Origin of the sequence: Herbidospora solisilvae (assembly GCF_009901565.1) — a bacterium.
Classification (GTDB): domain Bacteria; phylum Actinomycetota; class Actinomycetes; order Streptosporangiales; family Streptosporangiaceae; genus Herbidospora; species Herbidospora solisilvae.
This window is the reverse complement of record NZ_WXEW01000003.1, coordinates 32,278-46,837: the sequence shown is the minus strand read 5'-3', so window position 1 is coordinate 46,837 and position 14,560 is coordinate 32,278. Positions and strand designations below refer to the sequence as shown.

Here is a 14,560-nt window from a genome sequence, read left to right as displayed (position 1 = left end):
CGCCACACCCCCGATCGGAGGCCTGACCATGCGGCTGCTCGACCTGTTCTGCTGCGCCGGCGGAGCCTCCATGGGCTACCACCGCGCCGGATTCGACGTCACCGGCGTCGACATCGCCCCCCAACCCCGCTACCCCTTCGCCTTCCACCAGGCCGACGCGATCGAGTTCGTCACCCGACACGGACACGAATTCGACATCATCAACGCCTGCCCGCCCTGTCAGGCCGACTGCACCCTGACCGCCGGCACCAACCAGGCCGCCGCCGGTCGGCATCACAGCCTGCTGGCCGCCACCCGCCGCGCCCTGATGGCCACCGGACGACCGTGGGTCATCGAACAGCCGGTCGGCAAAGCCGTGATGCGACAAGACCTGCTGCTGTGCGGGCTGATGTTCCCCGGACTCCAGGTCTTCCGACACCACCGCTTCGAACTCCACAGGTTGACCGTCCCCCAACCCGCCCACCCCACGCACCAGGGCCACCCAGTGCGCGGCTGGCGGCATGGCCTCTACCACGACGGAGACATGGTCGCCGTCTACGGCGAGGGAGGCGGCAAAGGCAGCGTCACCCAATGGCAGACCGCCATGGGCATCGACTGGACCGACCAGCGCCGCGAACTGGCCGAAGCCATCCCTCCCGCCTACACCCACCACATCGGCCAAGCCGCCATCACCGCCCTGACCACCGACACCCGCGCCGCCTGAGGAGTCGCCATGTCCGTCCACAGCACGACCACCGCCGCGACCGAACCCGGCGACGATCTGGACCTCACCGAATACGACCTGTGCGGCTGCCTGCTCTGTCTTGACGGACCGCCCACCCTGGCCAGCATGCTGGTCAATCCGGACTGGGTGGCCGTCAGCCGGGACGGCTCACGCACCCTGATCAGCGACAGGTACGTCATCCTCGACGCCGGCCGCGCCCAACTGCGCGGCCTGCCCGAACAGGACGGCATCTACGACCTGACCGGCCCGTATCCCGTCCTCTATGGCTGCGCGCTGGACGTGCTGCCCCGGGTCTGGGACCAGGCCACCGGCCCGCGCGTGGGCACCAATCCCGCTCTCGTCACCTGGTCCGACTGGTCCTACCAGCAGCGCCGCATTGGCTTCCTGCCCGGCGTCCACCCCGTCGCCGCGCACAACGCCGTGGCCGACCACCCCACCCGCTGGCACCTGTCGGGTGGTGCCGACGGCACCACCCTCCTCATTACGCACCCGCACACCGGCCAGATCTGCGGTGCCATTGCTCGCCTCACCCTGCCGACCACCCCCGACTTCACGCCGATTCTGACCGCGATCACCACCAGCATCACCACCGACTGGCTCACATGAAGCACTCGCGTCCAGCGGAGCCCCCGGTTCCGCTGGACACCCTGGCCTCACACCGGAAGGAGCAGCCCGACCGTGACCCCCGTCCTGCGCTATGCCCTGGCCGCCGCCGCCCGAGGCTGGCACGTCTTCCCCCTCACGATCGGCGGGAAGGTGCCACCCCAGAGGTTCGACCGGTGGGAAGAACGCGCAACCACCGACCCCGAGGTCATCCGCCGCTGGTGGTCGCGGCCGTTCAACATCGGCATCGCGTGCGGCCCCTCCCGGCTGGTGGTGCTGGACCTGGACAAGCCGAAGGAGGGGGCTTCGCCCCCGCCACCTTTCGACCTGCCGGGCGTCACTGACGGGGCCGACGCCATGGCGCTGGTCTGCGAACGTGCCGGGCAACCTTTCCCCACCTGGGAGACCTTCCAGGTCAGCACCCGTCGCGGCGGAATCCACCTCTACTACACCGCCCCCATCGACGGCCCCCAACTGCGCAACACCGAAGGCGACAAGGGCAACGGGCTGGGCTGGCTGATCGACACCCGCGCGGCCGGCGGCTACGTCGTTGGCCCCGGCAGCTACGTGGACCTGCCGGACGGCACCGGACCCTATGAGGTCGTCTACCCGGCTGCCCCGGCCCCGCTGCCCCCCTGGCTGTCCAAGCGCCTTTCAGCCCCGGCACCGCAGACCACCGCGCCAAGGCGACTGGAACTGCCCCACGACCGGCGCGGCGCGTTCCTGCGCGCGGCCATCAGCGGTGAACTCGCCAGGCTGGCCGCCGCACCGGACGGGGAGCGCAATCGAACCCTCTACCTGGCCGCGACCGCTCTCGGGCAACTGGTGGCGGGCGGGGCGCTGGACGAACAGGAGGTCACAGACCTGCTTGGACAGGGAGGGGTGGACGTCGGGCTCACCGCCTCCGAGACCCGCCTCACCATCGCGTCCGGGCTCAAGAACGGTGCCCGACGACCGCGCGCCCTGGCCGCATGAGCTACGGAGAGAGATCCCTATGACCACGCCACAAGCCGCCAGCGGGGCCGACCTGCTGGACGAACTGCGCGCCGCGCTGACCCGCTACGTCATCCTGCCCAGCGAACACGCCGCCGACGCCGTCACGCTCTGGGTCGCGGCCACCCACGCCCAACCCGCGTGGGCGCACGCCCCGCGCCTGGTGATCCGCGCCCCCGAGAAGCGGTGCGGGAAGTCCCGCCTGCTGGACATCGTGGAAGCCACCTGCCACGACCCGTTCATCACCGTCAACAGCAGCAGCGCGGCGGTCTACCGCTCCATCAGCAGCGACCCGCCGACCATGCTCGTCGATGAGGCCGACACCATCTTCGGCCCCAAAAGCGACGGGAACGAGGATCTTCGCGGGCTGCTCAACGCCGGGCACCAGCGCAACCGCCCGGCCAAGAGATACGACGCCACCACCGGCCGTGTCGAGTCGATCCCGACGTTCTGCATGGCCGCTCTGGCGGGCATCGGCGCGATGCCCGACACCATCGAAGACCGCGCGGTCGTGGTCCGCATGCGCCGGCGCCTGACCGGTGAGACGGTCGCCCCCTACCGCCACCGCCGCGACCGCCCGCCGCTGCGCCAGTTGGCCGAGGACATCGCGGCCTGGCTGCGCGCCGACCTGGCCGCGCTGGAACAGGCCGAACCGCCCATGCCGGTCGAAGATCGCGCCGCCGACACCTGGGAGGCCCTGGTGGTCGTGGCCGACTTCGCCGGCGGCCACTGGCCCGACCGCGCCCGGCAGGCCGTCTTGGCGCTGACCGCCGAGGCCGACGACCACGGCCAGCCTTCACCGCGTATCCGCCTGCTGGCCGACTGCCGGACCGCCTTCGGCACCGACACCGCCCTTCCGACCGCCGTCCTGCTGGAGCGGCTCAAGGACGACCCCGAATCCCCGTGGGTCGACTACGGCCCCGCCGGGCTGACCGCCATGAAGCTGGGCGTCCTGCTGCGCGAGTACGACATCCGCTCCACCACCATCCGGTTCCCGCCCCCGACCGGCCAGGCGAAGGGGTACCAGCGGGCCGACTTCGCCGACGCCTGGCAGCGCTACTGCCCCGAGATCGAGACCGCCGAACAGGGCGCTCTCATCCCCCTGGACCGGGGTACCCGTACCGGCCGTACCAGCCTCAACATCGCAGCTCAGAGGGGATGAGGCTTTTCGGTGGTACGGCTCAAGCCGTACCACCAAAAAAGCCGTACCAGGGCTGACCTGCGAAAACAAGGCTGGTACGGCTGTTACGGCTACCCCACCCACTTTGGCAAATCAGCGCTCCGAGGAGGCTTCCAAACTCTCCATCGGCAGCGCGTTCAACACTCCCCAACCCGCACCCAGGGAGCCACTCACGCCATGATCAACGACACCGAGCTGTACCGCGTGACCGACGTCATGCGACTGCTCAAGATGAGCCGAACCGTCATCTACGAACAGTTGCGCTCCGGCCGTCTCCGTTCGGTCTACCAGGGTCGAGCCCGACGCATCACCTCGGCCGCGCTGCGCGACTACATCGCCCTTCTGGAGCGAGAGAGCGAGGCGGCCTGATGACCAAGCGGCGTAGCCGAGGTGACGGGGGACTGCACTGGGACCCCGACCGTCAGCGCTGGATAGCGACCGTGACGCTCGGCTATACCCCGGCAGGAAAGCGCATCGTCAAAAAGGCCAGTGACAAGGACAAGACCAAGGCGCGGGAAAAGCTAAAGGCTCTCATCAAGGATTACGAGGACGGCCTCACCGCCAACTCACAGACCTACACCGTGGCCGATGCCGTGAAGTACTGGCTTGTTCATGGCCTTAAAGGCCGCGATCCCCGAACGGTACGCCTGTACACGGAGTTCGCAGAAAACCACGTCATCGCCGCTCTTGGAGCAAGGAAACTCCGAGACCTGTCGGTCGAAGACATCGACAAGTGGTTATCAGACAAGGCGGCAATCCTCAGCACGCGAACGCTCAAGATGCTGCATTCCATCCTGAATCGAGCCGTGAAGAATGCGATGCGACGCGACAAGGTGAAGCGGAACATCGTGGACCTCTGCGAGGTGCCGGAGGGGCGTGAAGGCCGCCCGTCCAAGGCTTTCACGCTCGATCAGGCGAACGCTCTGCTAGCAGCGACCGAGCAAGCCCACGTGCGCATGTGTGCCTACATCGTCCTGTCGCTACTCACGGGTGCCCGGACCGAAGAATTGCGAGCGCTTACGTGGCCGCACGTCGTCACATTCGACAAAGAGCGCGAAGCGTGGCGTCCAGTCGGGGATGCCGGGTGGGAGCACGGAGAGTTCGCTATGTACGTCTGGCGTTCGGTGCGGCGAAAAGGCGACACCAAGACGGCGAAATCACGGCGCACGCTCAAGCTCCCGCAGCGGTGCGCACGAGCATTGCACGCGCTGTGGAAATCTCAACAGAACGAACATCAGCAGGGCAGCGCGCAATTAGTGTTCTGCACCAAGCACGGAACAACTCTCAGCGCGGGAAACGTCCGCCGCGACTTCCGCAAGGTGGTCGATGCAGCCGGGCTCGACGGCAACGCCTGGACACCGAAAGAGCTGCGCCACAGCTTCGTGTCGTTGCTCTCGGACTCAGGCGTCCCCATCGAAGACATCTCGCGCCTGGTGGGTCACGCCAACACGGTGGTCACGGAGACGGTCTACCGGAAGCAGATACGGCCGGTCCTGCTGGAGGGAGCAGAAGCCATGGACGGCATCTTCCCCGACGAGGGATAGTCACCCAGTTAGTCACCCGGCCCCCGCCGGAAGATCTTCGGCGGGGGTATTTTCCCAGGTGGAGCCTAGGAGATTCGAACTCCTGACATCCTGCTTGCAAAGCAGGCGCTCTGCCAGCTGAGCTAAGGCCCCGATCGCGTCCGCACCGAGCAGACGTCGCTACACCGTAGCAAGGATCTCAACGTGCCCGCCACTCACCGGACGGCGGCCACGTCGCTTCCCATCACCACGGCCGGGAAATCGGCAATCGACTCCAGTATGTGGGTCGCCCCGCCGGCGGTCAGCCGATCACGGCTGTGCACTCCCGTCAGCACTCCGGCCACCACGGAGGCCCCCGCGCGCCGCGCGGAGAGCATGTCGCTCTCGGTGTCGCCGGCGACGGCGACCTCGCGGACGTCCTCGATTCCCAGCTTCATGACCGCCGTGAGGATCATGTCGGGGTAGGGCCGCCCGCGTCCGCAGTCTTCCGGCGAAAGCGCCAGGTCGACGCGGTCGTACCAGCCGAGGGCGCCCAGGACGCGGCCCATCGTGCCCCGGGAGAAGCCGGTCACCAGGGCGATCTTGATCCCGGCCCCGCGCAGCTTCTCGAGCGCCTCGACGGTCCCGGGGAGCGGCGTGACGCCAGCACGCTCGATGGACCCCTCGTAGGAGCGCTCGAAGGTCAGGTTGGCGGCCTGAGCCTGCGCCTCGTTGTCGGGGAAGATCCCCCGGAATACGTCGATCTTGGGGCAGCCCCGGGACCGGTGCACCTGCACCATCGCGCGTGCGTACGCGCTGGTCCCGGGGACGATGCCCTGCGTCGCGATCGACTCGGCGAACGCCCGTTCGACCAGGGCGACGTCGCCGATCGTGGTGCCCGCCAGGTCGAGGCAGGCCAACTTGATCACGAAGATCAGTTCTCGCTGCCGGTCGCCTCGGTCCAGAGGTCGAGCTCGGCCCGATCGGCCTGGACCTTACGCCAGAACAGCAGGCCAACGACGGCAACGATGGCAAGAAGGAGCAGCTTCTTCATAGTGATGACCCCATTTCCCGGGTGAGACAAACGCCCGGTTCCGCCCCCGGGCCGCGCGCCGAATACAACACTTTATCCCCCCGACGATTTCAGCCGCGAAAGCCGTACCGAGGAGGGCTCTGCTATCAGCGAAAGAGACGAGACCCCAGGTGAGCCACGAGCTTAGCCCCGCACGAACCCCTGCGTCAGCCGCACTCCGCCCCCTCCGGAGGCCCCGCGAACCCCGCCGATGCCGGTCCCACACTCCCACAGTCGACCACCCGATCGACACCGAACCGGCCCTTCCGGGACATCCGACAGACGACCACGCCCCTGTACGAGAACCACAGCGCCGACGGCAACTCCGAGTGACTTCTCGACCAGACGCGAACCGGGGCACGACCTCGCTCAGTCGCCGCCCCAGGTCTCCGACGTCGCCATGCCGCAGATCCAGCGGCCAACCTCCTGACCTGCGAAGGTTCCCGCGATGACACCAGGCCTTATCGGCTCTTGTGCTGCCGGGACTTTCGACGCAGCCATCACGCTCCGAGGGAACTGAGGTACAAACGTCGCTTCCTCTGGCTTGCCGGCAGAAAACGTCTACCGGCGGCAACCCTGGCTACGAATTCCACCCACAGAAAGAACGCGAGACACACGCATCAGCTCCGCGTACTCACGGGCACAATCCCGGCCGATCTCGCACGACGCCGGATGCTCTCCCCAGCATGCCCTGATCGTCGAACCAGCACAGCCGCATCGCAGCCTGCAATGACACGCCCGTGCTACAGGCGACAGCCTCCAATAGATGCTGAACCGCAGCACATCATCACCGCCGCAGCCCTATCGCCACCGCGGGTTCACACTGACCAGACTCATAGGGCACCTCAGCCGGCGAGAACCTCACGTTGAATCCGACGCGGCGCAAGGCGCAACCGCCCGAGAGCCTCCGACACCCGCCGCGAGCCCTCTCAGCCCCGTGACAACCCCACCGTCAGCCGGACCGTCGTCCCCTCAGGCGCCGTGCTCACCACGATCGTCGTCAGCCGGTGCATCAGCCACAACCCCCGCCCGCCTGTAGGCGTCCGCGACGGCCCGCTCGCGATCCCCGGCCCTCCGTCCGACACCTCGCACAACACCCGGTCGCCCTCGCGCCACAAGCGCAGCACCCGCGGTGACCGCGCATAGCGCACCGCGTTGGTCACCGCCTCGTGAACGGCCAGGACGAAGTCGTCGAGCCCCACCCCCGACAGCCCCGCCGCCCCGGCGCACTCGGCCACGTCGCGCCGAACGGCGGGCACGGCCAACTGGTCGAGGTCAAGGGAAAGGAGGAGGTCGTTGGCCACTGGCATCGCCTCCCGGATTCCGACTACCGCCCAGCCTAGGCCAGCTGACGCCCGATCTCCGCGAGCATCTCTTCTTGATCATTGACCAATCTCCGGGCCAGGTCGGCCGTCGGTGAATGGTCGCCGACCGCGAGCACGATCCGGCCGATCGTCATGCCGGCTTCCAGGTGCCGCGACATGAGGCCGTACCAGGTGTCGTCGAAGGCCTGACCCGTGAGGCCCTGCAGTTTCGCGAACTCCGCGTCGGTGACGTTCCCGGGGCCGATGGGCCGGGCGCCGCCGGGAGGTTCGGGGATCTCCCAGGTGGAGAGCCAGCTTGCCATCATCTGCAGGTCCGCCGGTCCCTGCGCCCTGATCTCGGCCGAGGCCGTCTTGATCCAGTCGCTGTACGCCCGTCCTTTGGCCATCTCCGCGAGCTGGAGGGTCTGCCGGTGGTGGGGGATCATCTCCAGGGAGAACCGCACGTCGGGATCCGCCGGATCCGTACCGGAACAGGCGACGACCAGCAGCAGTACGAGACCGGTCGCCAATAGCCGAATCGCGCTCATCAGCGGGAGGTACGTGTGGTGACCCGGCCTGGTTCAGGTTCTACGGTGGAAAAGCCAAAACGAGGGCCAGGAATTTGGAGCGGGCGTGGACACGATCAAGCGTGAACGGGAACTCGATCTCCGCCAGCTGCTCGCCGGCCTGACGGCGGTCCGCGACGGCGACTTCGGCACCCGGCTCCCCACCGACGACGGCGACGGCCTGCTGAAGGAGATCGCGACCGTCTTCAACGGCATGGTCGACCAGCTCTCCCTGTTCACCAGCGAGGTCACCCGCGTCGCCCGCGAAGTCGGCACCGAGGGCCAGCTGGGCGGGCAGGCCGACGTGCCCGGCGTCTCGGGCACCTGGAAAGACCTCACCGATTCGGTGAACGCCATGGCCGGCAACCTGACCGACCAGGTGCGCGACATCGCCCAGGTGGCCACGGCGGTGGCGAAGGGCGACCTGTCCAGGAAGATCACGGTGGACGTCCGGGGCGAGATCCTGGAGCTGAAGAACACCCTCAACACGATGGTGGACCAACTTTCCAGCTTCGCCGACGAGGTGACCCGAGTCGCGCGGGAGGTCGGCACCGACGGCCGGTTGGGCGGCCAGGCCGACGTGAAGGGCGTCTCCGGTACCTGGCGCGACCTCACCGACTCGGTCAACTTCATGGCCGGCAACCTCACCGACCAGGTGCGCTCGATCGCCCAGGTCACCACGGCCGTGGCGAAGGGCGACCTGTCGCAGAAGATCACCGTCGACGCCCGGGGCGAGATCCTCGAACTGAAGAACACCATCAACACGATGGTCGACCAACTTTCGAGTTTCGCCGACGAGGTGACCCGCGTCGCCCGCGAGGTCGGCACCGACGGACGCCTCGGCGGCCAGGCCGACGTGAAAGGCGTCTCCGGCACCTGGCGCGACCTCACCGACTCGGTCAACTACATGGCCGGCAACCTCACCGACCAGGTCCGCAACATCTCCCAGGTGGCCACGGCGGTGGCCCGGGGCGACCTCAGCCAGAAGATCACCGTCTCGGCGCGCGGCGAGATCCTCGAACTCAAGAACACCCTGAACACGATGGTCGACCAGCTCTCCAGCTTCGCCGACGAGGTCACCCGCGTCGCCCGCGAGGTCGGCACCGAAGGGCGGCTGGGCGGCCAGGCCGACGTGAAGGGCGTGTCCGGCACCTGGAAGGCCCTCACCGAGTCGGTCAACGTCATGGCCGACAACCTGACCGCCCAGGTCCGCTCCATCGCCGAGGTCACGACGGCGGTCGCCAAGGGCGACCTGACCCAGAAGATCCGCGTGGACGCCCGCGGCGAGATCATGGAGCTCAAGGAGACCATCAACACGATGGTCGACCAGCTCAGCGCCTTCGCCGACGAGGTCACCCGCGTCGCCCGCGAGGTCGGCACCGAGGGGAACCTGGGCGGCCAGGCCACCGTGCGGGGGGTGTCGGGCACCTGGAAGGACCTGACCGACAACGTCAACGTGATGGCGTCCAACCTGACCAGCCAGGTGCGGTCGATCGCGCAGGTCGCCACGGCGGTCGCCCGGGGCGACCTCAGCCAGAAGATCACCATCGAGGCCCGGGGCGAGGTGGAGGCGCTGGCCGCGACCCTGAACCGGATGGTCGACACGCTGAGCGCCTTCGCCGACGAGGTCACCCGCGTCGCCCGCGAGGTCGGCACCGAGGGCCAGCTCGGCGGTCAGGCCCGCGTGCCCAACGTGGCCGGCACCTGGAAGGATCTCACCGACAACGTCAACTCGATGGCCAACAACCTCACCAACCAGGTGCGGAACATCGCCCAGGTCACCACGGCGGTGGCGCAGGGCGACCTGACCAGGAAGATCGACGTCGACGCGCGCGGCGAGATCCTCGAACTGAAGACCACCATCAACACGATGGTCGACCAGCTCTCCAGCTTCGCCGCCGAGGTCACCCGCGTCGCCCGCGAGGTCGGTTCGGAAGGCCGCCTCGGCGGCCAGGCCGAGGTCGAGGGCGTCTCGGGCACGTGGAAGCGCCTCACCGAGAACGTCAACGAGCTGGCCGGGAACCTGACCCGCCAGGTGCGCGCCATCGCCGAGGTGACCAGCGCCGTGACCTCGGGCGACCTGACCCGGTCGATCACCGTGGACGCCTCCGGCGAGGTCGCCGAGCTGAAGGACAACATCAACTCGATGGTGAAGTCGCTCCGCGAGACGACGCTCGCCAACAAGCAGCAGGACTGGCTCAAGACCAACCTGGCCGCCATCTCGGGCCTCACCCAGGGCCATCGCGACCTCGCGGTGGTGGCCGAACTGGTCATGAACGAACTGGCCCCGCTGGTCAACGCCCAGTACGGCACCTTCCTTCTGGTCGAGGAGACCGGCACCCTCCAGGTGGTCGGCAGTTACGGCCACCGCGACCACGACCGCCGCTTCGAGTTCGGCGAGTCCCTCGTCGGCCAGGCCGCCGTGGCCAGGCAGCCGATCCTGGTCGAGGACATCGCCCCCGGCTACCTGACGATCTCCTCCAGCCTCGGCGCGGCCGGCCCGGTCCACCTGATCGTGTTGCCGATCGTGGTCGAAGACCAGGTCCTGGGCGTGATCGAGCTGGCCAGCCTCAACCGCTTCACCGCGATCCACCGCACGTTCCTCAGCCAGCTCGTCGAGACGATCGGCGTGAACGTCAACACGATCGTCGCCAACGCCCGGACCGACACCCTGCTGGTGGAGTCGCAGCGCCTGGCCACCGAGCTCCAGGTCCGGCAGGAGGAGCTCCAGCGCTCCAACGCCGAACTGGAGGAGAAGGCCGAGCTGCTGGCCCAGCAGAACCGCGACATCGAGACGAAGAACAGCGAGATCGAGCAGGCCCGCCAGGAGCTCGAAGACCGCGCCCAGCAGCTCGCGCTGGCGTCCAAGTACAAGAGCGAGTTCCTCGCCAACATGAGCCACGAGCTGCGTACACCCCTGAACTCGCTGCTCATCCTGGCCCAGCTGCTCGCCCAGAACCCGGCCCGCAACCTCACCGCCAAGCAGGTCGAGTACGCCAACGTCATCCACTCGGCCGGCACCGACCTGCTCCAGCTCATCAACGACATCCTCGACCTGTCGAAGATCGAGGCCGGGAAGATGAACATCACGCTGGAGTCCATGCCGCTGCGGCAGCTGCTCGACTACGTCGAGGCGACGTTCCGGCCGCTGACCACGGAGAAGGGCCTGCGCTTCGACGTGGTCGTGGGGCCCGACGTGCCGGGCCACCTGCTCATGGACGAGCAGCGGCTCCGGCAGGTGCTCAGGAACCTGCTGTCGAACGCGATCAAGTTCACCGAGCGCGGTTCGGTGGAGCTGCGGATCGAGCATGCCCCCAACGACATGCTGGCCTTCCATGTCGTCGACACCGGCATCGGCATCGCCGAGGGCAACCTGTCGCAGATCTTCGACGCCTTCCAGCAGGCCGACGGCACCACGAGCCGCCGCTACGGCGGCACCGGGCTGGGCCTGTCGATCAGCCGCGAGATCGCGGCGCTGCTCGACGGCGAGATCAGGGCGGTCAGCAAGCTCGGCGAAGGGTCGACGTTCAGCCTGTTCATCCCGCTGACCGAGGCGATGCCGATGAGCCAGCCGCCGCGCCTCGACCCGCCGCGGCGGATCACGCAGATCCCGCTGACCCGCGAGGGCCGTCACCTGCTGGTGGTCGAGTCGCGCCCGAACGGCCTGCTGGCCCAGCTCGCCGAGTCGGTCGTCGCCGACCTGGGCGAGTCGCACGGCCCGGTCTGGGTGTCGACGGCCAACGACCCCGACACGGCGATGACCGCGCTCATGCAGGGCGGCTACCAGTGCATCGTGCTCGACCTCGGCATGCCGCAGGACGCCGCCGCCGAGTTCCTGCGCCGCCTCGACGAGCACCACGCCCTGCGGGAGCTCCCGATCCTGGCACACCACACCCGCACCTTGACCCGCCCGCAGGAGAACCTCCTCCAGGGCCGGTCGCAGACCCAGCCGCTGGAGCGCCTGCCCAGCCTCGACGAGCTGCGCGAACGCATCACTCTTCACCTGACCGCCCAGGACCCGGGCGCGGTGCTGCCGCTCGTGGAGGCGAGCCCCGACGAGCGTCCACAGGCTGTGGAAAACGTCGACACCGGCCTGATCGGCCGGAAGGTCCTGGTGGTGGACGACGACGTCCGCAACGTCTTCGCGCTGACCAACATCCTGGAACTGCACGGAATGCAGGTGTTGTACGCCGAGAACGGCCGCAAGGGCATCGAGGTGCTGGCCCGCCACGAAGACGTCGACCTCGTCCTGATGGACATCATGATGCCCGAGATGGACGGCTACGCCGCCACGGCCGCCATCCGCAAGATGCCCCGCTTCGCCAACCTGCCGATCATCGCCGTCACCGCCAAGGCCATGCACGGCGACCGGGAGAAGACCCTGTCGGCGGGCGCCAGCGACTACGTCACCAAGCCCGTCGACGCCGAGGAGCTCATCACCCGCATGCAGCAGTGGCTGGAGTACTAGGGAAGGGTCATCCGGAACAGCGCGCCGCGCGGGCTGTCCTCGATCGTCAACGTGCCGCCGTGGGCGGCGACGATCTCCCGCGCGATGGCGAGCCCGAGCCCGGCCCCGCCGGCGTCGCGGTCGCGGGCCTCGTCGAGCCGGGTGAACCGGTGGAAGACGGTCTCCCGGTGCTCCTCGGGGATGCCCGGACCGTCGTCGAGCACTTCGAGGACGGGGCCGGGCGCGACGCGTACCGAAACGCTCGACGATCGGTGCCGCACGGCGTTGGCGATCAGGTTCGTGATCACCCGGGTGAGCTGGGCGGGGGACCCCTGCACCACCACGCCGGGTGCGACGTCCAGCTCGATCGGCGCGGGGCAACGCAGCGCCTCCTCCGTCGCGAGTTGCCCCAGGTCGACCTCCTGGAGACGCAGCGGTTCCCCGGCGTCGAGCCGCGCCAGCACCAGCAGGTCGGCGGCGAGCGACTGGAGCCGGGTGACGTCGGTCAGCGACTCCTTGGCCAGCGCGGGCGCGTCGCGCTCGCCGATCTCCAGCCGGGTGCGCAGGGTGGCGATCGGGCTGCGCAGCTCGTGCGCGGCGTCGGCGACGAACCGTTTGTGCAGGCCGACGGCGGTCTCCAGGCGGTCGAGGGTGCCGTTGACGGTCGTGGCCAGGGCGGCGATCTCGTCGCGGGCCTTCGGCTCGGGCACCCGCTGGTGCAGGTCGCGGGCGGTGATGTCGGCCAGCTTCGCGCGGATCGCCGCGACCGGCGCGAGCGCCCGGCCGACCGAGAACCAGGTCAGCGCGGCCACCATGGCCAGCAGCAGCGGAATCCCGACGGCGAGCACCCAGGTCAGCGTCTCCAGCGCCACCTGCGTCGGCCCCAACGACGCCCGCACCGAGACCGCGGTCGTGGCGTCGAGCGCCCGGGTGGCGGTGACGTACCCGTCACCGGCGGCCACGGTCCCCACGGGCAGCGCCGGGTCGAAGTGCCCGACGACCACGTTCGGATCGGTGATCGCGATCGTGCCCCCGGTCGGCGGCGCCTCGGCCGCGTTGACCGGCTGCCCCGCCCCGGTCACCCCGGTCGAGCCGGCGGCCGGCGCACGGGCCGCGCCGCCCGGCTCCCCGGTGATCACCAGCGTGCCGGCGGAGGGGTCGGTTCTGACGCCGGTGACGGGCGCGGCCTCCTCGTTCACCACGAGCGGCCCGAGCGGCCGGGCGGGCTCGGCCGACGTGACCGGGCCGAGGGGCGCGGCCGGGGCGGCGATCAGCGTCGCGACCTGGTCGGCCCGGCGGCCCGCCTCGTCGGCGGTGCCGGTGACCAGGCTGGTCCGCAGCACCCCGATCAGCACGGCGGCTGCGACGCCGAGGGCGGCCGCCACGATGACGGTGACCGTCACGGTGGCGCGCAGGCGTACCGACCAGCCGCTCATGATTCCAGCCGGTAACCGGCGCCCCGGACGGTGACCAGGGACGTCCGGCCGAAAGGCGCGTCGATCTTGCGCCGCAGGGCGCTGATGTAGACCTCGATGATGCTCGGGTCACCGTCGTACGCGAAGTCCCACGCCTGGGCCAGCAGGTCGGCCTTGGAGACGACCTCCCCCGGACGTCTGGCCAGCGCGTGCAGCACGGCGAACTCCTTGGGCGTGAGGACGATGTCGGCCTCGCCCCGGCGGCAGCGCAGTCCGGCCGGGTCGACGACCAGGTCCCCCACGGTCAGCGCGACCGGCCGGGCCGCCTTGCCGCGCCGGACGAGCGCGCGGAGCCGGGCCAGCAGGACCACATAGGAGAACGGTTTCGACAGGAAGTCGTCGGCGCCGGTGTCGAGGGCCTCCGCCTCGTCGTACTCGCCGTCCTTGGCGGTGAGGATCATGATCGGGGTCCAGTTGCCGTCGTCGCGGAGCCGGCGGCAGACCGCGTAGCCGTTGAGCCGGGGGAGCATCACGTCCAGCACGATCGCGTCGTAGTCGTGCTCCCCCGCCAGCCACAGGCCTTCGGCCCCGTCGTGCGCGACGTCGACCGCGAACCCCTCGTCGGCCAGGCCCGACTTCACCAGGTCGGCCAGACGCCGTTCGTCCTCCACCAGCAGCACGCGCATGCCGCCACCCTGGCAAAGAGCACCTAAAGCCAACCTGAAGAGCCGGTCTTCAGCCTGGCTTCAGGTAC

Annotated in this window: 13 protein-coding genes and 1 tRNA gene; 7 read left to right on the top strand and 7 right to left on the bottom strand. The window is 69.0% G+C overall.

From position 1 onward, the window contains the following. Positions 1–28: 28 nt before the first annotated feature. From GT755_RS09745 to GT755_RS09720, 6 genes are all read left to right on the top strand, one after another. Positions 29–703 (top strand): DNA cytosine methyltransferase, encoded by a 675-nt coding sequence (locus tag GT755_RS09745; protein ID WP_161479419.1) that lies wholly within the window; start codon positions 29–31, stop codon positions 701–703. Between the two features lie 9 nt (positions 704–712). Then, a complete protein-coding gene (locus GT755_RS09740; RefSeq protein WP_161479418.1) occupies positions 713–1,330 on the top strand; it encodes a hypothetical protein in 618 nt (205 codons plus the stop codon). A 72-nt stretch (positions 1,331–1,402) separates the two neighbouring features. Then, positions 1,403–2,302, top strand: coding sequence for a bifunctional DNA primase/polymerase (locus tag GT755_RS09735; protein WP_161479417.1), 900 nt, complete (start codon positions 1,403–1,405; stop codon positions 2,300–2,302). A gap of 19 nt (positions 2,303–2,321) precedes the next feature. Continuing rightward, positions 2,322–3,482 (top strand): DUF3631 domain-containing protein, encoded by a 1,161-nt coding sequence (locus GT755_RS09730; protein WP_161479416.1) that lies wholly within the window; start codon positions 2,322–2,324, stop codon positions 3,480–3,482. Between the two features lie 195 nt (positions 3,483–3,677). Next, a complete protein-coding gene (locus GT755_RS09725; RefSeq protein WP_161479415.1) occupies positions 3,678–3,869 on the top strand; it encodes a helix-turn-helix domain-containing protein in 192 nt (63 codons plus the stop codon). Next, the gene (locus tag GT755_RS09720) at positions 3,869–5,044 is read left to right on the top strand and encodes a site-specific integrase (RefSeq protein WP_161479414.1); all 1,176 of its coding nucleotides are present in this window, start codon (positions 3,869–3,871) and stop codon (positions 5,042–5,044) included. Before GT755_RS09725 ends, GT755_RS09720 begins: the two co-directional genes overlap by 1 nt. Before the next feature lie 59 nt (positions 5,045–5,103). Here the strand turns inward: GT755_RS09720 and GT755_RS09715 are convergent. From GT755_RS09715 to GT755_RS09700, 5 genes are all read right to left on the bottom strand, one after another. Then, positions 5,104–5,176, bottom strand: a tRNA-Ala gene (locus tag GT755_RS09715). Between the two features lie 62 nt (positions 5,177–5,238). Then, positions 5,239–5,931 carry an HAD-IA family hydrolase gene (locus tag GT755_RS09710; RefSeq protein WP_328794271.1) on the bottom strand — a complete coding sequence of 231 codons (693 nt, stop codon included), beginning with the start codon at positions 5,929–5,931 and terminating at the stop codon, positions 5,239–5,241. 5 nt (positions 5,932–5,936) lie between these two features. After that, positions 5,937–6,056: a DLW-39 family protein gene (locus GT755_RS39385; RefSeq protein WP_212735470.1), complete on the bottom strand. Its 120-nt coding sequence runs from the start codon at positions 6,054–6,056 to the stop codon at positions 5,937–5,939. Between the two features lie 947 nt (positions 6,057–7,003). Next, positions 7,004–7,378: an ATP-binding protein gene (locus tag GT755_RS09705; protein WP_202609864.1), complete on the bottom strand. Its 375-nt coding sequence runs from the start codon at positions 7,376–7,378 to the stop codon at positions 7,004–7,006. A 35-nt stretch (positions 7,379–7,413) separates the two neighbouring features. After that, a complete protein-coding gene (locus tag GT755_RS09700) occupies positions 7,414–7,926 on the bottom strand; it encodes a DUF305 domain-containing protein (RefSeq protein WP_161479412.1) in 513 nt (170 codons plus the stop codon). A 373-nt stretch (positions 7,927–8,299) separates the two neighbouring features. Here GT755_RS09700 and GT755_RS09695 point away from each other — a divergent pair, with 373 nt between their 5' ends. Continuing rightward, positions 8,300–12,412 carry a HAMP domain-containing protein gene (locus GT755_RS09695; protein ID WP_456319070.1) on the top strand — a complete coding sequence of 1,371 codons (4,113 nt, stop codon included), beginning with the start codon at positions 8,300–8,302 and terminating at the stop codon, positions 12,410–12,412. On the opposite strand, the gene GT755_RS09690 is transcribed toward GT755_RS09695, so the two are convergent. Together GT755_RS09690 and GT755_RS09685 are read right to left on the bottom strand one after the other, a co-directional pair. Further along, positions 12,409–13,827 (bottom strand): sensor histidine kinase, encoded by a 1,419-nt coding sequence (locus GT755_RS09690; RefSeq protein ID WP_161479410.1) that lies wholly within the window; start codon positions 13,825–13,827, stop codon positions 12,409–12,411. The genes GT755_RS09695 and GT755_RS09690 overlap by 4 nt on opposite strands. Continuing rightward, positions 13,824–14,492 (bottom strand): response regulator transcription factor, encoded by a 669-nt coding sequence (locus GT755_RS09685; protein ID WP_161479409.1) that lies wholly within the window; start codon positions 14,490–14,492, stop codon positions 13,824–13,826. Before GT755_RS09685 ends, GT755_RS09690 begins: the two co-directional genes overlap by 4 nt. Between the last annotated feature and the right edge of the window lie 68 nt (positions 14,493–14,560).